A 26,406-nucleotide genomic window follows, 5' to 3' on the forward strand; every position below is an offset into this window, starting at 1 on the left:
CTTCAAGGGTAGCAGCGTAGGAGCGATTATCGGCACCCGATCGTCAGTTCTGGTCCGGTGCGTCGGTGGCGTTGATGCGGACCGGAGGCTGCACGTTCGCGGATTTGCGCCGCAGCACCGCGGCAGGCAGGGATGACTTCATCGCCGTCAGCAGGCCCAGGGCAACAATGAGCCAGACTGCGGAACCGGCGACCAGCCTGACGATATTCGCTCCATGGCTTTCGCCAAGAGGCAGCACGCGCAGGACGAAGGACGTAGCAAACCCGCTCGCCATCGCCGCCAGCAAAGCCTTGCCCAGCTCAAGCCACTGTAGATCCGCCAGGCTGACCATGCGTTTGCGATGCAGCAGCACGGCGAGCGAGATCATGTGTGCCGCGATGCCGATGTCGGATGCTATGACCAGGCCGCGCATACCATCTGCGTGAAAGAGGAACCAGTACACCGGCAGCGAAACCACCGTGACGATGGTGCCAGAGATCATGGGCGTCAGCGTATTCCCTGCACCATAGAAGGCGCGTGCATACAGGTTCTGCGAGGTCCAGAAGACCAGCGACAGGCAGAAGAGCACGAAGAGTTCAGCGGCGGCGGAGGCATCGCTGGTGTGAAAGCGCCCACGGCGCAATGCCACGTCAACGATCGGATAGGCAAGAGCAATCATCAGCGCCGAGAGCAGTAGGCTGACGGACAACAGACGTGAAACCGAACGGTTCACGGCAGCACTGAAGGCCGCAACGTCCGCCTTGGCCCAGAGCGATGCGAAGAACGGCAGCGACGCCGCACCGGCTGCCGGGCCAATCATCATCATGGGCGAGTTGAACAACTGCCGCGAGTAGTTCATGGTGGCCACCGCACCCTTCACCTCGCTAGCGAAGTAGCTACGGATCTGCGGGTCGAGCGTGGTCAGCGACTGGCCCAGCATCAACGGCAGGCTGAGACGTATCCACTCGCGCAACGCCGGATGCTTCCAGTCGTATTCCGGCGACCATTGCATGCCGATCGACCGCGCACCCGCCAAGTTCAGCGCAAACATCCCGAAGATCGCACCAACTACAGCGCCGATTGCCACCGAATAGATGCCAAACCGCATGTGCAACAACACCGCGCCCAGGATGATGCCGCCGTTGTAGACCAGCGGCTGAAGTGCCTGGTAGAAGAAGATCTTCTTTGCCATCAGCCGCGATCCAAAGACGCCGCCCGCAAGCAGCAACAGCGGGTTGAAGAGCAACACGCGCGTCATCCAAACGCACTGCTGAGCCGTCTCCGGCGAATCAAAGTTATGGAACTTGTACTTAACGTAGATCGGGGCGATCACCATCCCCAGCAGCGCAGCCGCGGCCAGAACGGTCAACATCACGTTCAGAATGTTTGAGAGTGCCCTGTCACCCTCTTCCAGCCGGCCTTCCGCCTCGTACTGCGTAAGCAGCTTGATGAAAGTGGTGGATGCGACTCCGCCAATGAGCAGGTAGTTGATCGTGTCGGGCAGCTCAAACGCACCGGTGTACGCGTCAACGGCGGGCGACGCTCCGAAGAAATACGCGATGAGGCTGCTGCGAACCAGGCCCAACACGCCGCTGAGCAGCGCAGACACCATCAATAGCAACGACGCGGAGTATGCGGACGACGATCCGCCCGGGCGCAATAGCGCCGCGATTCTGCCTCTGGATGGTGTCGTTTCGTTCAAAGCTTGCTTGATTCTAGCCACCACGGTGCGCGGCGGCGACCCCTAAGCGAGATCGCTCTCTGCCTTCGGCGCATTCAGGTTGCGTGCACGCGGCCCCTGCGCGGTCGATAGTGGACGTGCAACAGGCTGGCTGGGCATCGATGGATCGGTCCAGTTCTTCCAAGTGTCTTGCCTTTCGGCTCTGTGTCCGCCGACCGGTCGTGGCGGAAACGACATCATGGCCACGTTGAAATCTGTGTACTGGCGCTGACCGCAACGGGTGCAGCGCACGGGGTAGCGCATCATCAGGATTTCTGCGAAGTCTGTGAAGCGCAAGCGCGACCGGCGAAAGCGCGGGTTGCCGCAGAGCGGACAGGCGACGACGCCCTCCGCCAGCTCTACGACGGGACGATCTTCGTAGGGGCGGACCAGATGACGGCGGTGGTTGGCCTCAACCGTGGTGACGCCGATGCTGCTCTCTTCCAGTTGCTTTGTGTCGGCCATGTGATGTCAGGCTACGGTCTGACCATGACTGCCGCAAGACAAACAGGTGGATCGCGACCAAATATCCCAAATCAGGAAAAGGGGCGTCGGATAGCCGACATTACTGATCAGTTGGCTGTTTCTGCGGATTGAGCAACCGTTCCAGCTCTGCATCCAGCGAGCCGGCGAAGAGCGGCGGCGGAACATCGGCCACGGCGCGGCGCCTTGCGGTGATCTGCAGACCGCGATGCGCCGGGTTGACCTTTGGCCGGGCGCCGGGTGAGGGCCGTTCCAATAGGGTGGCAAGCTCCCTGAGTTCTGCCTTCATCCGGTGCAGGCGGCTTGCCGCGGTCTCCGAGCCAGTTTCGATCGGTCGGATGGGCTGTGGCTCCGGGGCGACCTTCGCAGCCGGCACGGCACGTGGACCGCGTGGTTCCGCCTTCAGCGCCTGGCGGGCGCCGGGAATGGTGTATCCCTCGTCATAAAGCAACTTGCGGATCTCGAGCGCGGTCTCGACATCGCGGCGGCGGTAGAGCCGCTGGCCGGTGCCGCCCTTATTGGGCTTCAACTGCGGGAATTCACTCTCCCAGAAGCGCAGGACGTATGCGGGCAGATCCAGCAGGCGGGCGACTTCGCCGATGCGGAAGTAGAGCTTGTCGGGAATCTCCGGCAGAGGGCCACTCGACTTCTTCCGGTTTGCATCTGCCCCAGCCAAATCAACTCCCTCACGACCGCATGGTGTATGGCGATTGCCGCTCGCAATTCGCCTCAAGTGTAGTCCTGCGGACACTTCGCCGCGTGAGGAATTCGTGCAAAAACACGAGCGACAGCGGTGTTTCCGCCGAAAAAAAGGCCCCGCAAAGGATGCGGGGCCTTGCTCATGGACAGGAACAGCGGGCTTGCAGCATTCCAAGGGACGTTGGGTGCCTCCCAGCGGGTCGTCTCCCTGACGAAAGACCCGAATCTACTACGCCAACGCTACGGATGGGACACAGGTTGCCAGCCACCCTAGATATTGGGGTAGCGTACCAAGATTGTCAAGCGCAGATTTGCACAACTTCTGTTACAGAAGCAAGCGCCGTGGCTCCGCCGGGATGACCGTCTTCGAAATCAGTTCACTCAACGGAACCATCGGCCCCGTTCCGCCGTATGCTGCTTTCAGAAACGCAGAGGAGCCACCCATGTACGTCCCGCTTCGCACGATCGCTGCACTCACCCTTCTGTTGCCGCTGGCCGGCTGCATGGTCGAATCCCGCAAGGGTGACAAGGGCGGCAAAGACGTCGCCATCACCACGCCGCTGGGCGGTATGAGCGTAAAGACGGACAGTGACACGGTGAGTAAGAAGGTTGGTCTACCGCTGTATCCGGGCGCCGTTCTGGAGAAGAAAAATGGCAAAGACGACGGCGGATCTGCCGACGTCGACATGAACTTCGGCGCGTTTCATCTGCGCGTGCTGGCGCTGAGCTTCGATTCGACCGATTCGCCGGAGAAGATCAGCGAGTTCTACAAGAAGGCACTGTCGCAGTACAGCGACGTGATCACTTGCCGGCACAAGCAGCCAGTTGGCACGCCCGTAAAGACGGGCCTGGGCCTCACCTGCAATGACGATAATCACGTCAAGACACATGGCAAGGAACACATGGACGATGACGACTCCACAGAGATGAAGTCCGGCTCGCCGTCGCGGCAGCACATTGTTTCGTTCAAGAGCAGTGGCAGTGGAACCCATTTTGGCCTGGTCGCGCTGGAACTGCCTCGCGATGACAACAAGGGCGAGTAAAAGTCATTTCTTTCCGGCGGATTTGGCAGCGGCGCGTTTTTCGCGGACTAACACCCGGTACTCGCGCTGCTTCAACTCCATCAGCCGCTGAATGCGTGGCGGCAGCTTTGCCTCGACACGGCTGTGCGCAGCCCGCAGATGGTGCTGCCACTCGGCTGCGGTGAAGACGTCCCAACGTTCGACGACGACCCACTGCGCACGCGCCAGATACGGTGCAGGTCGCACGCCTTCGATCTCCAGCAGCGGCTCAAACTGGTCTGCCGGTACCGCGAACCCGGCGACGTGCGGACCGCCGGGTTCCGGTTCCATCATGGCGAACATCTTGCCGCCGACTGCCTTATCCAGCACCCAGTAGACGAGATTGTCCCACTGCAACGTCTCCTCCACGCGCGGCAGCGATAGAAGGAAGTCGCGGGTGCGATCGAGGCTCATGGCATTACTGTACGGCTACATGCGGTGTGCGGCGCAGGTGCAAAGTGTCGGCTATCCGCGCTAACATAGAGCGCATGTGCCGCTCCCTGGACAGGTTGAAGCGCTTTCGTCACGGCAAGCATGATCGCGGCCGCACTGCCGTTTAGCGACGCCCGTCGCACACACTTCACTTCCCTTTGCTACTCTTTCTCACCACGCCGCCTGGGCCACGTTTCGCGCTTTGTGAAGCACAGTGTCTGCGGCCAGCCCACGCGCCTTCACCGGCTCGTTTGAGGATCTGACAACACTATGAGCACCACTTCCCTGAACACCTTCGAATCACGCGCCACACTACAGAGCGGCGGCAAGAGCTACACCTACTACCGCCTGGATTCCCTGGCCCAGCGGGGCATCGAGCTCTCGCGCCTGCCCTTTTCCCTGCGGGTTCTGCTGGAGAACCTGCTTCGCCGGGAAGACGGCGTGACCGTCACTGCCGACGACATCGAGTTCCTGGCGAAGTGGCAGCCCGCCGCCGAACCCAGCCGCGAGATCGCCTACATGCCCGCGCGCGTGCTGATGCAGGACTTCACCGGCGTTCCCGCCATCGTCGATCTGGCCGCCATGCGCGATGCCATGAAGGTGCTCGGCGGCGATCCGCAGAAGATCAATCCGCTGCAGCCGGCAGAGCTGGTCATTGACCACTCGGTGCAGGTGGATGAGTACGGCCTGAAGAACGCGTACGACCTGAACTCGCTGCTGGAGTTCCAGCGCAACCGCGAGCGTTACGCCTTTCTGAAGTGGGGTCAGACGGCCTTCGACAACTTCAGCGCGGTACCGCCAGGCATGGGTATCTGCCACCAGGTGAACCTGGAGTACCTGGCACGCGTGGTCTTCACGACGCAGGACAACGTTGCGTATCCGGACACGCTGGTCGGCACGGACAGCCACACCACCATGGTCAACGGCCTGGGCGTGCTCGGCTGGGGCGTAGGTGGCATTGAGGCCGAGGCAGCCATGCTGGGCCAGCCGGTATCGATGCTCGTTCCGCAGGTTGTGGGCTTCCGCCTGACGGGCAAGCTCCGTCAGGGCACCACCGCGACCGACCTGGTGCTAACCGTGACCGAGATGCTGCGCAAGCATGGTGTCGTGGGCAAGTTTGTCGAGTTCTACGGTTCGGGCATCAGCGAACTGCCGCTGGCCGATCGCGCGACGATTGCAAACATGGCTCCTGAGTACGGCGCGACCTGCGGCTTCTTCCCTGTGGACGCAGAGACGCTGACCTACCTGCGCCTGACCGGCCGCACCGAAGACCAGGTAAATCTGGTGGAGGAGTACCAGAAGGCACAGGGCATGTTCCACACTGCGGACGCTCCCGAGGCCGAGTACAGCTCCACACTTGCACTCGATCTGGCTACCGTGGAACCCTCCGTCGCCGGCCCCAAGCGTCCTCAGGATCGCGTTGCGCTGTCGCAGACGAAGGAGAGCTTCGCCAAGGTGCTGCCGACGCTCTACGGCCCTAACGCGAACGTGAAGGGTGATCGCCAACTCACGCGGTGGCAGGGCGAAGGCGGCCACTCGTCCGCAGACGGTTCGGTTGAATCCACGGTGGGCATGCCGGAACCCGGCAAGGCCGGTCACCTGGAGACGGGCCTGGAAGCCATCGGTTCCGTCAAGGAACGCCTGGGCATCGATGTCGAACCGTACCTGCACCACGGCAGCATTGTGATCGCGGCCATTACGTCCTGCACCAACACCAGCAATCCTTACGTGATGATCGCGGCAGGTCTGCTGGCGAAGAAGGCTGTCGAGAAGGGCTTGATGACCCCGCCGTGGGTCAAGACCTCGCTCGCGCCGGGTTCGCGTGTTGTGACCGATTACTACGACAAGGCTGGCCTGTCGCAGTACCTGGACGCGCTGCGCTTCAACACCGTCGGCTATGGCTGCACCACCTGCATCGGCAACAGCGGACCGCTGCCCACCGATGTGTCGAAGGCCATTGAAGATCACGGTCTGGTCGCCGTGTCGGTGCTCTCCGGCAATCGCAACTTTGAAGGCCGCATCAACTCTGACGTTCGCGCCAACTACCTGATGAGCCCGCCGCTCGTCGTAGCCTACGCACTTGCTGGCACGATCGATTTCGATTTCGACAAGGAGCCCATCGGCTTCTCGCCGGATCACACCGCGGTCTTCCTGAAGGACATCTGGCCGACGCAGGAAGAGGTCAACAAGACCGTCGCCGACTCTATCGACGCCGAGATGTTCCGCAAGCAGTACTCGACCGTCAGCGATGGAGATAAGAACTGGCAGAGCCTGAAGTTCCCGCTGGGCGATGTCTACGGCTGGGAGCCGGACTCCACCTACATCCGCAAGGCACCGTACTTCGACGGCATGCCGGCAACGCCTGCTCCCGTGGTCGATATCCACGATGCACGCGTGCTCGCCGTCCTTGGCGATTCCGTTACGACCGATCACATCTCGCCTGCGGGCAGCATCAAGCTGAACGGCCCGGCCGGCAAGTACCTGACGGACAACGGCGTGAAGCCCGGCGACTTCAACAGCTACGGCTCGCGTCGTGGCAACCATGAGGTCATGGTGCGCGGAACCTTCGCCAACGTCCGCCTGCGCAACAAGCTGGCTCCCGGTACCGAAGGCGGCGTGACACGCCTCCTCCCTGAGGGCACCGGCATGTCCATCTACGACGCGTCAGTCGAGTACGCCAAGCGCGGCACGCCGCTCGCGATCCTTGCGGGCAAGGAGTACGGTTCCGGCTCGTCGCGGGACTGGGCTGCGAAAGGTCCGCGCCTGCTGGGCATCCGCTTCGTCATTGCGGAGAGCTACGAGCGCATTCACCGCAGCAACCTGGTCGGCATGGGCATTCTTCCCCTGCAGTTCCAGCACGGTGAGAATGCAGAGTCGCTCTGCCTGACCGGCGAGGAGACCTACTCGGTTCCCGGCTTGAAGGACATGCTGGACAGCAAGTTCGCCAACGGCAAGCAGATCACCGTGGAAGCCACGCACGCGGACGGCACGGTCACGAGCATCCCCGCAACCGTCCGCATCGACACACCGCAGGAGATCCTCTACTACCAGCACGGCGGCATCCTGCAGTACGTGCTGCGCCAGTTGGCCGGTAAGGCGTAACCCAATCACAGAGCAGCAAGACAAGGGCCCGGAGCAATCCGGGCCCTTGTCTTGCGAAGAAAGTTATACAAACCGACGACGCCGAAAGTTCACCTAGCGACGGGAACGGCATTAGCGTTCGCAGTCCACTCAGTTTCCGAAAACCCGACTTTCGATGGAACGGGCACCTTCCCGTTACGTCAGGGGCGTTGTGCTCTGTAGCCTGCGGCGGGAATTGTGATCCGGAAGGTGTCTGGGGTGAAGTTGGGGTGATCTTCGAAACTCAGAAAGGTGGTTGTGGTTGACGATCGAAAGCCGTTTGCCTTGTTCTCTATCTCCACCACATCTCGCAAGATGACAGGTCGAATAGGGTCTATGCACATTGTGCGAACGGCCTGCTCCAACACGATGCGGACGACTACACAACGCCTCTCGCTATCCGCGAGATGGACGTAATCATCGCCGACAACGAACAAAGACGCTTGATTGCTGCTTGGTACGATGAAGTTCATGAGCGATGGCTCGTAAAAGGACATGAGTGGAAAGCTGCACTGTCCGCCCGTTTCATTCAAGTAATAGCTCAGCCCTCCATCCCCTGAATAGAACTGTTGGGTTCCGTCGCAGACCATCGTTGTTCGGTCATCCCCGCTGTTGACTCTGCTCATTTTCAGCGGGCCTTCAGCGGCTAGTTTGATGTGAATATCGGTGCTTGCCAGCTTCAACCCAGGCCCAGAAACCTGCATCGTCTGGACGGCTTCGGCTCTCCAACTCCGCGTATTTTCTCCAAAGCTCTTCGCCCTTTGGAGCAATTCCATCGCGTCCGGAGCGCTCTGAGCTCGAATCGATCCTGTCAGTAAGATCAGCAATAGGACTCGGTGCATGGGACTAAGGCTACTACGGCGACCTTGAGGTAAGGTGGCCTCCGCTGACGCTCCCACCAACTCCACAGAAGTCGGCTTATCGTTAGAAGTCAGCTACTCCCTAAACGGCGTTTGCGGAAAGCCCACAGCCGCCTTTTTCCGAAAACCAGACTTTCCGGGTAAAAGGTTTTCTTGCACATCGCAAGCGACCGTTGAGATGATGGGCCATGCCGAATTCGAGGAACAGGTTCCTGTCTTTCGTTATCCTTGCGTCATTCGGTGTCGGCGCAGGGTGTAAACATGCCCAGCAACCAATCACGTCGGGCATTGTGGTTGGAGATTATGTCTACATATCTGAAGATCCGGAGAACAAAGCGAGTGATCACAACGCAGATCACCTGAGGCTCCAGCCTGATGGGAAATACGATCTTGTCCAAGGCGGCTCTTCGAAGCCTAAAACTGAGACCACAGGGAACTGGCGAATATGGAGTGGCGGGAGCAACGGACCAAGAGTCCTGTTAGATAACTCGGGCTACCCGATTGAGATCCATGACCGTGAGATCAGACTTCTCATCGATAACGACGTGGGCATCTGGTTCTCAAAAGCTAGGTGATCTGCAGCGACTCACCGTCAGTTCGCCTAGCGCGGCCGCCATGGATTCCAGAAAACGGGGTTTTCGGAAACTGAGCGGGGATTTGCAATCGGGAGTCGACTTCTCTCACTACTGTCCCTGCCCCCTTGTCATCGGGTGTCACTCAGGACGACACTGTCCTCGATGCCAAGCCTTCGCCCTGTCTCGCTCGCTCTGTTCGTACTGGCACTCTCAGCGCAAGCCCAACAGTCCCTCACCGCGGAACAGGCCATCGCGAAGATGCGTGAGGCTGCGGGCGTTACGGCGGTTCCGAACACGGTGGACACCATTAAAGCGGGCGATCCGGCCACCGTCGTCACCGGCATTGCGACGGTCATCGCGCCCACCATGGAGGTGCTACGCAAGGCCGCCGCCGCGCATGACAACCTGATCATCACGCACGAGCCGACGTTCTATAACCATCAGGACGCGGACACCATGTTCAAGAACGATCCCGTCTATGCCGAAAAGATGGCCTACATCCAAGAGCATGGCCTCGTCATCTTTCGCTGGCATGACGGCTGGCACGCACGCAAGCCGGATGGCATTACAGAGGGCTGGGTGAAGAAGGCTGGCTGGAAGCAATACCAGCATGCGGACAACCAGTACCTCTTTACCGTGCCGACGATCACCGTCGCCGAACTGGCCAAACAGCTTGCGGCAACGATGGGCAATCGCATTGTGCGCGTGATTGGCGATCCGAAGATGAAGGTCACCAAGGCCGCTTACGCGCCGGGAGCTTCCGGCGAGGCACGGCAGATCCAGGCTCTGGAGCGGGACGACGTCGAGGTGCTGGTGGCTGGTGAGATTCCTGAGTGGGAGACGATCTCCTACACGCTGGATGCCGTGCAGCAGGGACGCAGGAAGGCGATGATCCTGCTGGGGCACTACACGTCAGAAGAGCCCGGCATGGACAACTGTGCCGTTTGGCTGAAGACGGTCTTCCACGAGACGAACATCGATTTCATTCCAGCGGGAGAGCCCTACTGGCTCTCTGGGCAGCCACCCAAGCGATAGGAATACCAGTTTCATATGGCTTGAGTATCATGCTCGACATGCGTCCCCAGCGTGTCGTCACCGCAGCCCTTTTCTCAGCTTCGCTCGCAGTCCCTTCTGTCATCGCGCAGCAGCCGCAGACGGTCCTGAACCTGCCATCCAGCAAGCAGCTGATGCTGCCGGTACTGGGCGCGCCGCAGCGCCTGAACAGCCTCCCCATGGCCATGGTGACTTCGCCGGACGGCCGCTATGTCGCCGTCGTCAACGGTGGCTACGGCACCGCCGAGAGCGACTACCTGCAGTCCATCGCCATCATCAACACGGCGACCGACGCGGTACAAGACTTCCCGGAGCACCGGACCGCGCGCGACATGCCGCAGACGCTCTATACGGGCCTGGTCTTCTCATCGGACGGCACACACCTGTATGCCAGCCTGGATTCCCTGACCGATCCGGAAGGTAAGGGCAAGCAGGCCACCGGCAACGCCATCGCCGTCTACAGCTTTCGCGATGGCGTGATCACGCCGGAACGCCTGTTGAAAGTGCCACTGCAGACGCTGGCACCGGGTCGCACGCAGAATGAACTGAACCCAGACACACCCAAGGGCAAGGCGATCCCCGTACCGACCGGCCTCGCGATCGTCCCGGGTAAGAACGGCGCCGCCGACCGGCTGCTGATCGCCGATGACTACTCCGATGACGTGCTGCTGATGGACACGGCCACCGGCGCAACGCTGAAGCGCTTCGACCTGGCCAGCAGTCCGGTCGTGCCTTCGACTTACCCCATCAGCATCGCGGTCAGCCGCGACGGCCGCCGCGCCTTTGTAGGTCTTTGGAATGGCTCTGCCGTCGCCGAGCTTGATCTTGTCAGTGGTCGTACGGTGCAGACGCTCCCGCTGATGCCGCCCGCGCGACCCATCGATCCCAGCTCCCACCCGGCGGCCATGCATCTGAGCGCGGATGAGTCGCGGCTGTACGTCGCGCTTGCCAACCGCGATGCCGTCGCAGCCGTGGGCCTCAACGGCACACGCATGAAGCTGCTGGGCACATGGGACACGCGCCTGCCCGGCCAGACTCTCTTCGGAGCAATCCCCTCTGCGCTGGCCTTCAGCAACGACGGCAAGGAACTCTTCGTCGCCAACTCCGGCTCGAACGCCATCGCAGTACTGCACACCACGGACAAGCTGAGCCCGAAGACACCCGCCATCGCCGCAGGCTTCATCCCCACCGAGTGGTTCCCCACCGCCGTCACCGTGCACGCAGGCCATCTGCTCGTAGCAACCGGTAAGGGCAAGGGCACCGGGCCGAACGCGGCGCCCGCTGCAGCGCCGCACGATCCGGCAGCGGCAAAGGTCTTTAAGCCGCGCGCGCATGCGTACATCGCCACGCTGCTCTACGGCTCCGTGGCGTCCATCGATCTGACAAAGGCGATGCCGGACCTGGCGAAGCTGTCGGCTGCGGTAATGACCAGCAACCGCATGAACGCGGCGCAGGAGCATCTGCGCTTCGCGGGCGGCGCCAATCCCATTAAGCACGTGATCTACATCATCAAAGAGAACCGCACCTACGACCAGATCCTGGGTGACCTGGGTGTAGGCAACGGTGAGCCGTCGCTGACCATGTACGGCAAGAGCATCACGCCCAACGAGCACAAGCTGGCGCTGCAGTACGGCGTACTCGACAACTTCTATGACTCCGGCGAGGTCTCCGGCAACGGCCACGTATGGTCGACCGCAGGGATCACCAGCGACTACACCGAACGCATCTGGCAGCAGAGCTATCGCGGCGGCGAGCGCATGTATGACTTCGAGGGTGTCGTCGAGCAGGGTTATCCGCTGGCTGAAGGCATCAGTGACGTCAACGAGCCGGCGAGCGGCTACATCTGGACGAACGTCGCGCGGCACGGCAAGACGCTGATGAACTTCGGCGAATTCATCAACACCGACTTCTGCACCGACAAGCACGTCGCGCAAGACAAGAGCCCGCTGCTGGGTACTCCGGAAGGCCAGGCGACGGGCTGCCCGCGCACGGCGATTCTGCCTGGCGAGCCCATCCCCACAAACTATGGCGGCGGCAACAGCCCTTACCCCTGGCCGATTCCGCTGATCGCAAAGAACACCGCGACCAAGCCCGAACTCCAGAACCACTACGATCCGCTCTACCCGGACTTCGGACTCGAATTCCCGGAACAGCTTCGTTTCGAAGAGTTTCGCAACCATGTGGAGCAGTGGAAGCGTGATCTGGCAGCGGGCCACGACACCATGCCGAACTTCATCATGATGCGCATGGGCAACGACCACACGGCGGGCACCAAGGCCGGCAGCCCGACGCCGCGCGCCTCCGTTGCGGACAACGATCTGGCCGTTGGCCGGCTGGTCGATGCCATCTCGCACAGTAACCTGTGGGACAGCACTGCAATCTTTGCGCTGGAAGACGATGCGCAGGACGGCGCGGACCACGTGGACGCGCACCGCAGCATCGCTCTGATCGCCAGCAAGTACGCACCGCACGGCCCCAGCGCGACGGTCGATCACACCTTCTACACGACCGTGAGCGTGCTGCGCACCATGGAAGACCTGCTGGGCCTGCCGCCCATGAACAACAACGATGCCTCCGCACCGCTGATCCAGATCTTCAGCGGCGACGGCTCCGCTGAGCCCTTCACGGCCGACTACAGCAATCGCGACAACAAACTGATCTACACCGCGAACACCCCCCAGGCCATTGGTGCGAAGGCCTCGGCGAAGATGGACTTTACCCACGAAGACCGGGCCGACCCGCGCAAACTAAACGTGATCCTGTGGCAGGATGCCATGGGCAATGCCGCGGCGGTGCCGCAGATGATCCTGCATCCGAAGGACGCCCACAAGGACGATGACGACGACTAGCGGCGTGGGTTCGTCACGCGGCTGCGGTCGACGGTTCATGCACCCGTCGTAACTCCGGCACCCCGGCAAACTATACTGCTGGGAGCCATGAGTGAAAGCCACGCCCCCGTGATGGATATCCAGCAGATTATGAAGCTGCTGCCGCACCGCTACCCGTTTCTGCTGATCGACCGCGTCATTGACGTGGATCCCAAGCAGCGCATCGTCTGCCTGAAGAACGTGACGGCGAACGAGCCGCACTTCACCGGACACTTTCCGGACTACCCGCTGATGCCCGGCGTGCTGATCGTGGAAGCGATCGCGCAGGCCGGCGGATGCCTTCTGCTGAACGAGATCCCCGACCGCGAAAACAAGCTGATGGTCTTCACCGGCATCGACGGCGCGAAGTTCCGCCGGCCCGTAACGCCGGGCGACCAGCTCCGCATTGAGGTCACTGTTCTGCAGTGGCGCTCGCGCGCGGTGAAGATGCATGGCGTCGCCACCGTGGACGGCAAAGTCGCCTGCGAGGCGACGGTGATGTGCCAGCTCGTACCGCGCCCCACGGCTCCCGCTGCCGCGCCGACCACCCCAGCCGCCCCAACCACCGTCGGCGAATCGAACCCGCAGCAGGACGCGACCGCACTTCCCGAGGCCGCGGTTTAACGATGCCCATCCATTCCAGCGCGATTGTCGCCGCCGGCGCCGTGGTGCCGGAGAGCTGCACCGTCGGCCCCTTCTGCATCGTGGGGCCGAACGTCGTGCTGGGCGAGCGCTGCGAACTGGTGAGCCACGTCATCCTCGACGGTCACCTGACCATGGGCGACGACAACCGCGTCTTCCCTTTCACTTCCCTCGGCTGCAGCCCGCAGGACCTGAAGTACAAGGGCGAGCCGACGAGGCTGACCATCGGCAACGGCAACACCTTCCGCGAGAGCATCACCATCAGCCGCGGCACCGCAGGCGGCGGCGGCGAGACGACCATTGGCGATGGCTGCCTGATCATGGCCTACGTCCACATCGGCCATGACTCGCACATTGGCAACGGCTGCATCCTGCCCAACGGCGCCACGCTTGCCGGTCACGTCATCGTGGAGGATTATGCGGTCCTGAGCGCCAACGCACCGGTGCACCAGTTCTGCACGATCGGCGCCTATGCCTACATCGGCGGCGGAACGACCATCACGCAGGATGTGATGCCCTACTCGCTCACCAGCGTCCGCCGTGAGAACCGAGCCTTCGGCATCAACAAGGTTGGGCTGGAGCGTCGCGGCTTTACGCCGGAAGAGATCAAGCAGCTGCGTGCCGCCTACCGCCTGCTGCAGAACAACAAGATGAATACCTCGCAGGCGCTGGAAGCCATCCGCGAGAAGATCGCTGCGGGCGAGTTCGGGGAGCGCGTCGGCTACCTCGCCGAGTTCATTGCGAAGAGCGAGCGCGGCGTGATCAAGTAAATCTGCAGAAGCGGACCCCACATCTCGCCTGTGAGACGTGGGGTCCGCACTACACCTTACCGCGTAATGCCTGCGGCAGATCCTCAAACGCAACCTTCGCCTGGTCGCCTGTGCTGAACGTCTTCACCGTTGCAGACTTCGCACTGACCTCATCCTCGCCCAGGATGACGATGCTGCGAGCCACACGGTCTGCAGCGTCGAAGCTCTTCTTCAGACGGAAGGTACCGTCACCGACTTCAACACTCAGTCCACCGGTACGCAACGTGCGTGCCAGCGCCAGCGCAGCGGCGTTCTGCGCAGGGCTGAGCGGTGCAATGTAGGCGTCGATCTTCGCAGCGTCTGCTTCACCCTCAGCAGCGACGCGAGCTTCTTCCAGCGCCTGCAGCGTCAGGATCAATCGGTCCTCACCGATAGCGAAGCCGATGCCCGGAGCCTTGGGGCCGCCCAGCATCTCGCTCAGACCGTCGTAGCGACCGCCGCCCAGCAGCGCGTTCTGCGTGCCCAGACCCAGGTCCACCGTGAACTCAAACGTCGTGCGCGTGTAGTAGTCGAGACCGCGCACCAGTCGCGGGTTCACCGTGTACGGCACGCTGCAGGCATCCAGCGCAGCCTTCACCTCGTTGAAGTGCTGCGTCGATGCTTCGTCCAGATAGTCGGCGATCTTCGGCAGAGCGTTGATGATCTCCTGGTCGGCCTCGTCCTTGCTGTCGAGCACGCGCAGTGGATTCGTCTCGGCACGCCGCTGATTGTCGGGACACATCTGATCCTTCACCGGCAGCAGCGCCTCGCGCAGAGCGGCAACGTAACGCGGGCGATCAGTCGACGATCCAACCGAGTTGAGCAGCAGGCGCCAGCCCTTGTACTCGTTCTCCGCGCTCGCGCGTGGAATACCAAGCTCGTCCAGCAGCGTGGCAAGCATCTCCAGGATCTCCGCATCGCGCAGCGGTGATTCGCTGCCGCTGGTTGCAGGTCCGATGACCTCTGCACCGATCTGGAAGAACTGACGGTAGCGGCCCTTCTGCGGGCGCTCACGCCGGAACTGCGGGCCGATGTAGTACAGCTTCTGCAACTGGCCCGTATCGCCCAGCTTGTGCTCGATGTAGGCGCGCACCACACCGGCTGTATTCTCGGGCCGCAGCGTGAGTGACTGGGCCTTCTCGCTTGCAGCGCGTGCGCGGTCTTCCCACGTGTACATCTCTTTGCTGACGATGTCGGTCTCTTCGCCAACGCCGCGTGCGAAGAGCTCGGTCGCTTCAAGAACGGGTGTGCGGATCTCGCCGAAGTTGTAGCGTGCGAAGACATCGCGTGCCGTGCGTTCGACACGATTCCACAGGGCAGTCTCAGGGGGCAGCAGGTCACGCGTGCCGCGGATTGCTTTGACGATCGGGGCCATCTGTTCAGTTTAGCGAATGGCACAAAGTACGTATGCGCACAGGCTATGCAAGCGAGCTACAGTTGCGATAGAACGTTGTGCGCAGAACGCGGACAACAACTGCGGTGCTGTACGAAGAAGCAGCAGAACCAAATTCTGCTCGCACGGAAAACTTCTTCTTGCCATTGCACCATCTGCGGTGCACCATATTGCTGTGTTGCAATCGTGTCATTCGTCTGCGATTGCCTCATGCGTCCGCTGGGTTTGTTGCATCCTACCTGCATCGGTAGCTGGAGGTTGAACCATGATGTTCGATGAAGAGTTGAAGCTTTACGCCGCGCCCAAGGACGACTACGACGAGCCGGAGCTCGACGAAGAGGACGCCGACGAGGACTTCGACGACGACGAAGACGAAGAGGACGAAGTCACCACGACCTCGGACGATGATGATGACGACGTCACACTGGATGACGAAGAAGACGACATCGACGATGAAGAAGATCGCGATGACGACACCGACGCCGAGGGCAGCGACAAGATGCTGCATAGCGAGCACCATGCGGAAGAGGCCACGCTGAAGGCGCCGCCCTCAAGCCAGGTGGATCCTTATACCCCGGCTGACGAAGAGTCCGTCGTTCCTGAGCAGAGCGTCGCAGAGATTCCCGTTGCGACCACGCTGAGCAGCATTCCCACGCCGGCCAAGAAGGCAGCGCCCGCGAAGGCCACGGCCAAGAAGGCAGCGAAGAAGACGCCGCCACCTGCAGCGAAGAAGGCCGCCAAGAAGACGCCACCGCCTCCGCCGCCCGCGGCCAAGAAGGCTGCTAAGAAAACACCTCCGCCGCCTCCACCCGCAGCGAAGAAGGCAGCCAAGAAGACGCCGCCACCTCCGCCACCCGCGAAGAAGGCTGCGAAGAAAGTAGTCAAGACAGCAGCAAAGCCTGTGGTCACGAAGAAATCCGCACCAGCAAAGAAGACTGTCGCGAAGAAGACCTCCACGAAGAAAGCCGTCGTGACGAAGTCTCCCGCGAAGAAGTCCGGTGCAACGAAGTCTGCCACGAAACCGTCGGTGACGAAACGTGGTGGCAAGGTCGTCAGCAGCAAGGCGGCAAAATCCAACCAGCGAGGCAAAACTTTGGCAACGAAGAAAGCAGCTCCTGCAAAGAAGGCTGTGGCCAAGAAGGCCGTAGCAAAGAAGGCTGTGGCCAAGAAGGTCGTAGCCAAGAAGACAGTGGCCAAGAAGGCTCCTGCTAAGAAGACCGCAGCAAAGAAGACGTCTGCAAAGACGGCGACCAAGACGGCTTCGAAGACAGCTTCCAAGACGGCCACCAAGGCAACCAAGGCCACCGCGAAGAAGGCAACCAAGAAGGCCACCAAGTAATCCGGTTCTTCCCCAACCCGCACCACTGAAGTTAAGGCAAGCAAAAAGGCCCGGCTCCTCATCCCTGAGGCTCCGGGCCTTTTTGCGTCCCGAGGTCGATCACGCTGAAGAAGATTCAGTAGCAGGGCAGGCAAAAGGGCGAGCCCGGAGGCTCGCCCTGCACTTTTTCGAAAACGTAGCTTACGACTTTGCAGCCTTGGCTTCTGCGATCGCGGCCAGGACTTCCTCGCTGTGGTTTGCGACCTTCACATCCGGCCATACCTTAACGACCTTGCCCGCGGGCGAGATCAGGTACGTCACGCGCTTGGCGGCCTTCATCGGTCCCATCGCCATCACAGGGACGCCGTACTCGTCGACGACCTTGTGTTCCGGGTCGGCGAGAAGCTTGAAGGTGAGGTTCTCCTTGGTGCAGAAGATCTTGTGGCTCTCAGCGGTGTCCAGGCTCACGCCCAGGATTGCTGCGTTATTCTTGTCATACAGAGCCTGGTCGCGCTGGAAGTTATGCGCTTCCAGGGTGCAGCCGGCCGTCTGATCCTTCGGGTAGAAGTACAGGACGACCCACTTGCCCTTGTACTGCGACAGGCTCACCTGCTTGTCCTCCTGCGAGGGCAGCGTGAAGTTCGGCGCGGAAGCGCCCGGTTCCAGCATGGCGCCTGCGCCCGCTGCCATTGCCAAACGCGCGGTGGCACCCACTGCCAGCACCGCAACCACTACCATCGACCACAATCCTGCACGCTGCATGGTGAATCTCCCTTGGCCCGTTCGATCATTTGCTTCGAGCCGTGGCAGGACACGCCGCCGCGGCTCTATTTTTGCAATCGGTGATCAGTATGACTCAGCCCACATGCTGCGGGAAGCGCAAACGCGCAAGATTGGGTAAGTCTTTGAAGTGCCGCGGTAAAGCTGCGGTGTGACTTAGACCATTGCTGGTTTCGCTTCACCAACCACGGCGATCCCGGCAGCATCCGCCTCGCGCAGCATCGAAGCCTCATCAAACAGCAGCGTCCGCCCGGCTTCAATCGCCAGACAGGTTGCGCCCGCCGCTGCCATCGCCCGGATGGTGGGCACACCGACGACGGGCACGTCAAAGCGGAGGTCCTGCTTTGGCTTCGCGACCTTCACGACCGTCAGCGACCTGGCCAGTGTCGATGATTCCTCTTCGACCGATTCCATCAGCGCGCCGGCGCGGGCTATGGTTGCGTCCGTGCCCTCCATCGCCTCGACTGCGACGCACGCTCCCGCCGCAATGACGACGGTTTGCCCCAGGTCAAAACCGGCGATGCCACGTGCGACCGTCAGGCCATAGGCGATGTCGTTCCGCTCAACTTCGTTTGGCGCGCGTTGCGTCAGCACACCCGACTTTGCCAGCATTGGCTCAAGATATGCGGTGGAACTGATGAGTTCGATGCCCTCATCGCTCAGGACCTTCGCAATCGCTCCCAGCAGCATGTCGGTGTTGCGGGTGCGGAGATTCATGAGTAGTTTTGCGAGTCGCCAGTCGGGGCGGATGGCGGAGAAGATCTGCTTGTGGCGGACCTGTCCGGCCATTACGGCGTTGCGAACGTGCGCCTTTTGAAACGTCTCAATGAGCCTTGATAACTCTCCCAGGCTCATCCAGTGCACTTCCATGCCGGAGTCGCTCGCGGCGCGCACGTCCATCTCCGGATCGGTCTCTTCCTTGATGGCGGCGACGACCACATGCAGCCCTCGGGCACGCGCAGCGTCCAGCAGCAGGAACGGGAAACTGCCGTTGCCTGCGATCAATCCCAGCTTGTCTGTTTGCTTCTCCACAACAAAGACTCTACCGCGTCGACGACTGCCTACCCCTGGGTGTTTGCCTCGGAGGAGAGCTGCAGCCACTCCTCTTCGAACTCGAGGGGCGAGCCTGTCTGTCCGCAGACGTGCATGTGCAGGTTGGCCGAGGCCTGGCCGCCGGGCAGGGTGATGGAGGCTCGGGCTGTGTCGGCACAGGTGTTCTTGTCGTAGACGGGGCCCACGACCCAGCGCAGCGTGGACTGTGCAGTGGTGCCGGGCCCGAGAGTGACGGGCACCAGCACCGGGCCGGGATGCATGCCGCGCGGCACGTTGACCTGTACCGCGACGGGTTTGCCCGCGGCGTCTGTGAATGTGAGCTGCGGGCGCTTGGGCACACGGCAGGTTCGGGCGCTGGTATTGCGCAGGACCATCAGCGTTCCGTCGTGGGACATGCCGGTGTATTCGCCGTCGCGACCGTCGAAGGTCAGCTTGATCTCGCTCGCAGCGCAATCGCCGGTCGGCGCTGGTGCCTTCAAGGCGGCAGTCGGCACGGCGCGCGCGGGTTGCGCTGCCTTCTCTCCGCAGCCCTGGGTTACGACTGCCAGTAAAGCCATGGCCGTGATCGAAGTGAATGTCTTCATGGTCTGTAGGATGCGGCCTGTAAAAAATCTGCCGGACAGCAGTTGCGCTATCCGGCAGGAGGCCAGTGACACAACTTGTACAGAAGTTAGAAGTTGAGCTTGAGTGCGAACTGGTAGAGTCGCGGCGTGTAGTTGGAGTCGGCATCGGTGACGGTACCGAAGGCTGAGTTGCCAAGCTGCACGTTGCCGCTGCCCTGCGTCAACTGATAGCTGGGTGTGTTGGAGATGTTGAAGCTCTCCGCACGGAACTGTACCTTGGTACGTTCCGTGACGCGGAAGTCCTTGAAGAGCGACAGATCGATGTGACGGAAGTGCGGACCGAAGACGTTATTCCGTTGCGTGGTACCGATGGTGCCCAGCGGCTGCGGAACGAAAGCAGCCGTGTTGAAGTACCTGGCATTCGTGTGGGTGCCAAGATCCGGAGCGGCGATCTGGTTGGGACGATCGGTACCGCCGTTGTTGATGGGAGTGGCGCGGTTGTTATACCCGGAGTCACCGGGCAGGGATGCAGAGCTGCTGTTGAGGATGGAGACGGGCTTGCCGCCCTGCCACACGGTGATGGTGTTGATCTGCCAGCCGCCCAGTGCGAACGTCTCAAAGGCGTTGCTGTAGTGATGGCCATCCAGGATGGCGTAGTTGAGCGAGAGAGCAAAGCGGTTCTTGATGTTGTTCTCCGCAAGGCCGTAGTCGATCAGGCGAATGCGCGTCGGATCTGCGTTGTACGCGCCCTGAGCACCCTCCTGCGAGAAGCCAGTGACATCGTTTGCCGCGCGGCCCCAGGTGTAGTTGCCGTCAAACGACAGGCCGTGCACGAAGCGACGCTGGAAGGAGACCTGCAACGCGCTGTAGTTGGAGATGCCTTCGCTGATGATCCAGCTGACACCGCCCAGGTTCGGCAGGACCGCGTTGAGAGGACGTGCGCTGGACGTACCGCCCTGGCTGATAGGGATGGTTGAGTTACCGGGCTTGGGAACGTTGATGTCGCTGATGGTCTGCGGCAGGTGCTGACCGATGTTGCCGACGTAACCGATGGTCAGGACGTTGGCGCCAAACTGCTGCTGCACCTGCAGATTGAACTGCTGAATCATCGCGGAACGGAAGTTCGGGCTTTCCGCGGTGAAGGAGAGCGCCGGGCTGTTGATCGTCTGCGCGGCGGGCAAGGGCAGGCCCGCGTCAAACGTCGGGATTGCACCGGCAACCGTGGCGCAATCCGGGTTGGACGCACTGGCTGCGATGCCCTGCTGTCTCTGGATCTGGTAACCGACGCTGGAGACGCAGTTGGGGGAGTAGACGGAGACGAACGGAGCATTCTTCAGATCGGCGTTGGAGGTGTAGTTGCCGGGGAAGAAGCTGAGTCCATAGCCACCGCGCAGCACGGTCTTCGGCGCCGCCGAGAAGGAGAAGCCGACACGCGGTGCGAAGTTGCTGTGATCGACACCGATGCCCGCGTGGCCGTCGACACCGTTGACACCCGGAACCTTCAGAGCCTGACCTACGTTGGTCGAGTTCAGCGTAAGAGCCTGGTTGAAGTCGAAGTTCGAGATGTGACCATGTGCCTCAGTAAACGGGGTGAACAAGTCGTAGCGCAGACCGTAGACCACGGTCAGGTTTGGCATCGCCTTCCAACTGTCCTGCACGAAGAAGCTCGGCTCATAGGTGCGGTAGTCGGGCGTGTTGAGGTTGTAATTACGGCCTTCCGAGGAAAAGGCGCCAACCAGTGAGCTTGCCAGCTGGTTATCCTGCTGTTTCTTCTGGCGGGCGGTCGCATCAGGGATCTGTGTGGAGGACACGTTGTCCGAGATCAGGTTGAAGCCATACTGACCACCCGGAAAGGCGCTCTGCAGATTACGAGCCTGGCGACGGATGTAGCTCGCGCCAAACTTCAGGTTGTGGTTCCCCCTGGTCCAGTTGACGATGGCCGCGTACTGAAAGGTGTTGTCGATGTCCTGCAAGGGAACGTAGGCGCCGTCACCGATATCGGCGAAGGGACCGAAGGAGATGGGCGGCAGCACATTGCTGGTGGCGTTGAAGTTCATGTTCGGCCCGAAGCCGACCTGCGTTGCCGCGTTCTTACCGTAGTTGAGCGGCAACGACAGGTTGTTGATGCGGGTGAAGCCCGCCTTCAGATCGATCAGCAGGTTCTGCGTGAAGATGTGGGTGTAGTCGAAGGCGTACTGCTGCGCTGCATCGCTCGCCGGACCGGCGAAGATGTAACGTCCACCGGAGATGTCCAGACCGTTCCGAGTGCCCAGTGCCGGGGGAATGGTGCTGTCCACCTTGTTGTAGGTGTAACGGCCAAAGAAGAGATTGCTGGCGTTGAAGTGATGGTCGATGCGCACATCGAAGAGGTTGCTGGTGGCCGTCTTGCTGGGGCTGACAATATAGTTATTCGTCAGACCGGGCTGGTTGGGTGCGGGAAAGAGCTTCAGATAAGCCAGTGCGATCGGGTCGATCGCACGACCGGCCGTGCCCGCACCATTCGCTACCAGCGCCTGGGGCGAACCGCCATTGATGCCGTTGATGTTGTTGTACTCGTCGAGGGTGGGAACGGTGCTCTTGTAGGTGACGCCGATGACCTGGCGCAGGCCCTCGTAGTCACCGAAGAAGAAGGTCTTGTCTTTAAAGATGGGTCCGCCGATGCTGCCGCCGAACTGATTCTGACGTAATACCGGCTTGCGGCCGGTGTTCTGGGAGAAGGTGCGGGCATCGAAGATGTCGTTGCGGAAGTACTCGTAGACGCTGCCGTGGAACTGGTTCCCGCCACTCTTCGTGACGATGTTGATGACGCCGCCGGCGGTGCGTCCGGCCTCTGGCGCGTAGCTGTTGGTCTGGACGCTGATCTCCTGCATGCCTTCAACGTTCGGACGGACGCCGCTGGTACCGATGACGCGTTCGTTGTTGTCAAAGCCGTCGATGGTGAAGTTGTTCAGCGTGTCGTCCTGGCCGTTGACTGAGATGGAGGAGGACTGGCGACGATCGTCAGGACGTCCACCCGAGGTGAGACCGTTACCGGGACCCTCGTTCGCGCCGGGGACGAGCTGCACCAACTGGACGTAGTTACGGCCGTTGAGCGGCAGATCCTGCACGGCCTGTGCCGTGACCGTCGTGCTGACGGTCGCATTCTCCGACTGAAGCAGTGGAGTCTGCGCTTCGACGCTGATGGTTTCGTTGATGTTTCCGAGCTGCAGGTGGCCGTCAGAACGGGCGCGATCGCCTGCCTCGATCCCGAGGTCGGCGGTGGATGAGGTCTTGAAGCCGGGTGCTGTGATGGTGACGCTGTAATGGCCGGGCTTGAGGTTGCTGACGACATAGTCGCCGCTGGAGCTCGAGGTAACGGTGCGGGTCTCGTTGGTCGCCAGGTTCTTGACCTCGACCTGGGCATTCCCGACGACAGCGTTGCTTGCGTCCGTGACAGTCCCGACGATGTCTGCGGTAGTGAGTTGAGCGTGGGCCGCGGTGGCACCGCCCAACAACATGAGAGTTACGGCCGCACAGGAGAGGCTTTGGGTCGCGCGCGTCTGGCTGCTCCGAAAGATGTTCGAGTAACGATTCATAGTGATCCTTGCCGTTCTGGCTTTGTTGGTTACTCCCGTCACTTCGCGATCAGTCGCCGCGCGATGAAGGGACTAAGTAATGACCAGCGGACTCTATTGAGCAAGGAGAAGAACTGTTCAGGTCTAACGGGTATGGACGGAGAGGTAAACCGGGAAAATGGCCGAAAAATGCATAGGTAAAGAGGAGGTTAAGAGGTTGTCAATCGGTGCAGGAAGCGCCTATGCTCGCACTCGACCTTTCGAAGCGGAACCATATGCTACCCACTGCCCACGATCCCCATGTGCTGTTACCTGCCACGCCGCACGAGGCAGAACCCGTTCGCGCGCAGATGGAAAAGCTGTTGCATTCCACGCACTTTCGCAACAGTCGTCGCTACCCGACGCTGCTGCGATACATCGTCGAAGAGACTTTGGAGGGTCGCGGACCGCACCTGAAGGAGCGGACGCTGGGCGTGGAGGTGTTTGGTCGTGCGCCGGATTACGACACGGCGTCTGACCCGATTGTGCGCGTGACGGTCGCGGAGATCCGAAAACGGATCGCACAGTACTACCACGAGGAGGCGCACGCCTCCGAGATGCGGATTGAACTCACGCCGGGATCCTATATACCGGAGTTTCTGCCGGGCCGCGAGGCGGAAGAGACCGCCCGCCTCGAGGAGAAACCGGCAGCGGAGATCACCGCCTTGCCGCTGGTCCCTTCGGCTCCGGAAGTCACTGTTCCTGCTTCGCGAAAGCTGCGGTGGTGGATCGTGGGCCTGGTCGCTGCAGTGTTGCTGTGTGCGGGCGGAGCCTTTGCCTGGCAGATGATGCGGCCAACGCCGATCGATGTTCTATGGCAGCCGGTCTTTGCAGCAAATGGTCCCATCACGTTTTGCCTGCCTATGAGTGTGAGGAAGAACGGCCACGGCACGGCCAACACCACGCAGGAGGCGATTGCGCATGCACTGGATCTGGCGGACACGCGTCTGCCCGCGTCCGGAACGTTCTTTGACCACCAATTGCTGGGCGAGAACGTGGTGTACTCCGACGTGCTGGCGATGATGAAGCTGGAGTCTGTGGTGGAGCGACAGCACCGGCAGGTGCGCGTGCGGCTGAACCTGGGCACGACGCTGAACGATCTGCGCGAGGGTCCGGTGATCTTTCTGGGTGGGTTGGATAACCAGTGGACGCTGCAGTTGCTGGAGCCTCTGCGCTTCCGGTTTGCGGGCAGCGATGCGGATCTGTATTACATACGCGATGCGACTTCGCCCGCATCGAGACAGTGGTCCGTGCGACTGCATGACAAGATGACCATCGTGAATCGCGATTATGCGCTGGTGGCTCGCGTTCACAGCGAGGCTCTGGGCCAGGTGGTGATGGTGGCAGCAGGAATTGGGATGAGCGGCACGGCGGCTGCGGGTGAGTTTCTGGCGTCGCCGGAGAGCATGCGTGAATTGCAGCGACAGCTAGGCCCGGCGTCGAAAGATCATGACTTTGAAGTGGTACTGCAGACGGATGTCGTGAATGGGATCGCCGGCGCTGCAAAGATCGTTGCGCTGGATGTGCGTTAAGGGGAACGGGACGGCCTATGAGGCCGTCCCGCTTTGTTTGCAGGGGTTGTGAGGCGCGATTACGAGGCGAGGCCGAGGATCGGGCCGTTGCCGATGTTGATCAAGATACCGTCCAATGTGCCGGTCTGTCCGTTGGCTGCGTCACGCATGTGCGCGATCTGGATTTCGGGTTTTGCCCACGCACGGCGGGTCGCCTGGGTGTGATCCTGCGCGCGCTGCGTGTGGCCTTTGGAAAGATTGCTGTTGAGATACACGTGGCACCTACTCTCAGTCGTGGGTTTAGGGCTTTTTGGCCCATTTCCGCTATCTTGACTGAGATTTCAGCGTCAGAATCCGCCGCGCCGGTGCCGCGAAACGATTAAGTTCTGCTTTGATATCATTTCGCGAATTCGAGGAAATTTTGAGTTCGAAAAGGACCTTGGCGGCGGCTATCGGTCCTTCCGCAGAACGACATGTTTGCTGATGAGCCGGGCCTGCGGGTAGAGATATCCGGCATCGGCCAGAGCGCGGCGCTGGTCAGGTTCGAGGACGGGTGGGGTGTACTCGGCGAAGAGGTCGTAGGTACCGGCGCCCTGATTTTCGTAGTGCATGCGGCCGGGGCTGGCGACGCGTTCGAGGTAACCGCCGGGACGCAGGAGCACCCATGACTTTGCCTGCTTGAGGAAGTCCTGGGTGTACGTGAGGTCTGCCCTGCACCTATGTGTAAGAAGGTCGTCGAGGCCGGGCAGCTCCGGGGTGTGTTTCTCCACCAGCAGGACAGCACCGCTGGTGGCGCTGGCGCAGCCCAGGGATGGCTCGGGCAGGCGGATGTCTTGCGTACCGATGTTGCGGAGGATGACGTGGAAGGTGGTGGGGACGCCGCGGACGACATCGCGCGCTTCCAGATTCAGCTCAAGCTCGGCCTTGCCGGCGGGCCTTTTCCCCGTTTGTGCGGAGATGCTCAGGCTGAGGCCGGCAATTGCGACGATGAAGGTGGCCCGCAACACTAGTAGCTGTGTTTCCCGATGGGCGCGTTGGGTGTGAAGAGTGCGGGGTCAACCGGCTTGTAGTGCATCTCTTCGACGAAGCGCTGGGCGACCATGTCGCCGTTGGAGTAGCGCGTGGTGACCATGGGCGTGGGGATGCCATCGATGTCGTGGAAGTCGCTGTACTCCTCGACGTCTTCGTCGAAGTCTTTGTAGGTGGCGTTGCGGAATTTGAAGATACGGCGGAGCGGCAGGTGGGTGCTGGTCTCCATGTCGACTTCGACCGAGTTGTTGTCCTTGTCGATGAGAGTGATCTGTTCCACCTGGCGGCGCGCGACGACGGCGGTGCCGCCGTAGATGAGCAGGGTTGCCGGGTCCTTCAGCCAGACGTTCGCAATGGTATCGAGCGAGTACTTGATGCGGCGGAAGTAGTCTTCCTGCTGCGGTTTAGGCAGGGGCTTCCGGCCCTTGTAGGTGATCTCGACGCCTTCGGTGGTGGTCCATAGCTGGACGATGTCGCGCTTCTTGGTGAGCTCGATGCGGTCTTCCCACTGGTTGTTGGGGAGGGCGTGGTGGAACTGCAGGAAGTCGCCGACGCCGGTGGGGGCGTTCTTGTAAAAGGACGAGGTGTGGCCCTTGAGAACGTAGTCGCCGCGGTTGAGCCAGCGGGCGCCACCCAGCGCGCTGTACATGGCGTTGAGTGCGGCGCGGGCCTTGACCTGATCAAGCTCTTCGCCCGGCTTGGGCTGGGTGACGACGATGTTCTCTTCGCGCTTGGGTGCCTGGGGCTGCTGGGCGTAGGCAAAGGTGCCTGCGAGCAGGGCCAGGAGCAGCGCGGTCTTCAGGGGTTGAACTCGAGTGGGCAATCGAACCTCAGTGATACGGTGTTGGACGTACGTCCCAAGCCGAGGGTACATGCCTCCGCGCAGC

General features: G+C 61.3%; 21 protein-coding genes. 8 read left to right on the forward strand and 13 right to left on the reverse strand.

Features of this window, described 5'->3' with window-relative positions; translation table 11 throughout:
- Positions 1-43 precede the first annotated feature (43 nt).
- The 3 genes from murJ to TERRO_RS22475 all read right to left on the reverse strand — a co-directional run bounded on the left by murJ (position 44) and on the right by TERRO_RS22475 (position 2,858).
- Positions 44-1,681, reverse strand: a complete 1,638-nt coding sequence (gene murJ / locus TERRO_RS20115; RefSeq protein WP_157178464.1) for a murein biosynthesis integral membrane protein MurJ — start codon at positions 1,679-1,681, stop codon at positions 44-46.
- A gap of 42 nt (positions 1,682-1,723) precedes the next feature.
- A complete protein-coding gene (locus TERRO_RS20120; protein ID WP_014787557.1) occupies positions 1,724-2,164 on the reverse strand; it encodes a hypothetical protein in 441 nt (146 codons plus the stop codon).
- Positions 2,165-2,264: 100 nt separating this feature from the next.
- Positions 2,265-2,858: a MerR family transcriptional regulator gene (locus TERRO_RS22475; RefSeq protein ID WP_014787558.1), complete on the reverse strand. Its 594-nt coding sequence runs from the start codon at positions 2,856-2,858 to the stop codon at positions 2,265-2,267.
- 466 nt (positions 2,859-3,324) lie between these two features.
- On the opposite strand from TERRO_RS22475, the gene TERRO_RS20130 reads away from it, so the two are divergent.
- On the forward strand, positions 3,325-3,924 hold the full coding sequence (locus TERRO_RS20130; RefSeq protein ID WP_014787559.1) for a hypothetical protein: 600 nt from the start codon (positions 3,325-3,327) through the stop codon (positions 3,922-3,924).
- A 3-nt stretch (positions 3,925-3,927) separates the two neighbouring features.
- Here TERRO_RS20130 and TERRO_RS20135 read toward each other — a convergent pair whose 3' ends face one another.
- Entirely contained in the window at positions 3,928-4,356 is a 429-nt protein-coding gene (locus tag TERRO_RS20135; RefSeq protein WP_014787560.1) for an MmcQ/YjbR family DNA-binding protein, read from the reverse strand.
- 288 nt (positions 4,357-4,644) lie between these two features.
- Between TERRO_RS20135 and acnA the strand changes: the two genes are divergently transcribed.
- The gene (gene acnA / locus TERRO_RS20140) at positions 4,645-7,476 is read left to right on the forward strand and encodes an aconitate hydratase (RefSeq protein ID WP_014787561.1); all 2,832 of its coding nucleotides are present in this window, start codon (positions 4,645-4,647) and stop codon (positions 7,474-7,476) included.
- A 179-nt stretch (positions 7,477-7,655) separates the two neighbouring features.
- Here acnA and TERRO_RS20145 read toward each other — a convergent pair whose 3' ends face one another.
- Positions 7,656-8,336 (reverse strand): LolA family protein, encoded by a 681-nt coding sequence (locus TERRO_RS20145; RefSeq protein ID WP_014787562.1) that lies wholly within the window; start codon positions 8,334-8,336, stop codon positions 7,656-7,658.
- Positions 8,337-9,091: 755 nt separating this feature from the next.
- Between TERRO_RS20145 and TERRO_RS20155 the strand changes: the two genes are divergently transcribed.
- From TERRO_RS20155 to lpxA, 4 genes are all read left to right on the forward strand, one after another.
- Positions 9,092-9,964, forward strand: a complete 873-nt coding sequence (locus TERRO_RS20155) for a Nif3-like dinuclear metal center hexameric protein (protein WP_014787564.1) — start codon at positions 9,092-9,094, stop codon at positions 9,962-9,964.
- A gap of 38 nt (positions 9,965-10,002) precedes the next feature.
- A complete protein-coding gene (locus TERRO_RS20160; protein ID WP_157178465.1) occupies positions 10,003-12,831 on the forward strand; it encodes a bifunctional YncE family protein/alkaline phosphatase family protein in 2,829 nt (942 codons plus the stop codon).
- An 87-nt stretch (positions 12,832-12,918) separates the two neighbouring features.
- Positions 12,919-13,473, forward strand: a complete 555-nt coding sequence (fabZ, locus tag TERRO_RS20165; RefSeq protein WP_014787566.1) for a 3-hydroxyacyl-ACP dehydratase FabZ — start codon at positions 12,919-12,921, stop codon at positions 13,471-13,473.
- A gap of 2 nt (positions 13,474-13,475) precedes the next feature.
- A complete protein-coding gene (gene lpxA, locus TERRO_RS20170; protein WP_014787567.1) occupies positions 13,476-14,261 on the forward strand; it encodes an acyl-ACP--UDP-N-acetylglucosamine O-acyltransferase in 786 nt (261 codons plus the stop codon).
- Between the two features lie 49 nt (positions 14,262-14,310).
- Here the strand turns inward: lpxA and hisS are convergent, their stop codons facing one another.
- Positions 14,311-15,654, reverse strand: coding sequence for a histidine--tRNA ligase (gene hisS / locus TERRO_RS20175; protein ID WP_014787568.1), 1,344 nt, complete (start codon positions 15,652-15,654; stop codon positions 14,311-14,313).
- A 283-nt stretch (positions 15,655-15,937) separates the two neighbouring features.
- Between hisS and TERRO_RS23540 the strand changes: the two genes are divergently transcribed.
- Positions 15,938-17,011, forward strand: coding sequence for a hypothetical protein (locus TERRO_RS23540; RefSeq protein WP_014787569.1), 1,074 nt, complete (start codon positions 15,938-15,940; stop codon positions 17,009-17,011).
- Between the two features lie 180 nt (positions 17,012-17,191).
- Here TERRO_RS23540 and TERRO_RS20185 read toward each other — a convergent pair whose 3' ends face one another.
- The 4 genes from TERRO_RS20185 to TERRO_RS20200 all read right to left on the reverse strand — a co-directional run bounded on the left by TERRO_RS20185 (position 17,192) and on the right by TERRO_RS20200 (position 22,961).
- A complete protein-coding gene (locus TERRO_RS20185; protein ID WP_014787570.1) occupies positions 17,192-17,752 on the reverse strand; it encodes a peroxiredoxin in 561 nt (186 codons plus the stop codon).
- A 174-nt stretch (positions 17,753-17,926) separates the two neighbouring features.
- Positions 17,927-18,802, reverse strand: coding sequence for an LpxI family protein (locus TERRO_RS20190; protein WP_014787571.1), 876 nt, complete (start codon positions 18,800-18,802; stop codon positions 17,927-17,929).
- Positions 18,803-18,831: 29 nt separating this feature from the next.
- Complete coding sequence (locus TERRO_RS22480; RefSeq protein ID WP_014787572.1) at positions 18,832-19,407, reverse strand: DUF4232 domain-containing protein; 576 nt, start codon at positions 19,405-19,407, stop codon at positions 18,832-18,834.
- Positions 19,408-19,493: 86 nt separating this feature from the next.
- Positions 19,494-22,961 (reverse strand): TonB-dependent receptor, encoded by a 3,468-nt coding sequence (locus TERRO_RS20200; protein ID WP_014787573.1) that lies wholly within the window; start codon positions 22,959-22,961, stop codon positions 19,494-19,496.
- Positions 22,962-23,182: 221 nt separating this feature from the next.
- On the opposite strand from TERRO_RS20200, the gene TERRO_RS20205 reads away from it, so the two are divergent.
- Positions 23,183-24,511 carry a hypothetical protein gene (locus TERRO_RS20205; RefSeq protein WP_014787574.1) on the forward strand — a complete coding sequence of 443 codons (1,329 nt, stop codon included), beginning with the start codon at positions 23,183-23,185 and terminating at the stop codon, positions 24,509-24,511.
- A 59-nt stretch (positions 24,512-24,570) separates the two neighbouring features.
- Here the strand turns inward: TERRO_RS20205 and TERRO_RS20210 are convergent, their stop codons facing one another.
- The 3 genes from TERRO_RS20210 to TERRO_RS20220 form a co-directional block, all read right to left on the reverse strand.
- Complete coding sequence (locus TERRO_RS20210) at positions 24,571-24,765, reverse strand: hypothetical protein (RefSeq protein WP_014787575.1); 195 nt, start codon at positions 24,763-24,765, stop codon at positions 24,571-24,573.
- Positions 24,766-24,939: 174 nt separating this feature from the next.
- Positions 24,940-25,497, reverse strand: coding sequence for a hypothetical protein (locus TERRO_RS20215; protein WP_014787576.1), 558 nt, complete (start codon positions 25,495-25,497; stop codon positions 24,940-24,942).
- A complete protein-coding gene (locus TERRO_RS20220; RefSeq protein ID WP_014787577.1) occupies positions 25,497-26,342 on the reverse strand; it encodes a hypothetical protein in 846 nt (281 codons plus the stop codon). The genes TERRO_RS20215 and TERRO_RS20220 overlap by 1 nt, the downstream gene beginning before the upstream one ends.
- Positions 26,343-26,406 lie beyond the last annotated feature (64 nt).

The organism is Terriglobus roseus DSM 18391 (genome assembly GCF_000265425.1).
Taxonomy (GTDB): Bacteria; Acidobacteriota; Terriglobia; order Terriglobales; family Acidobacteriaceae; genus Terriglobus; species Terriglobus roseus.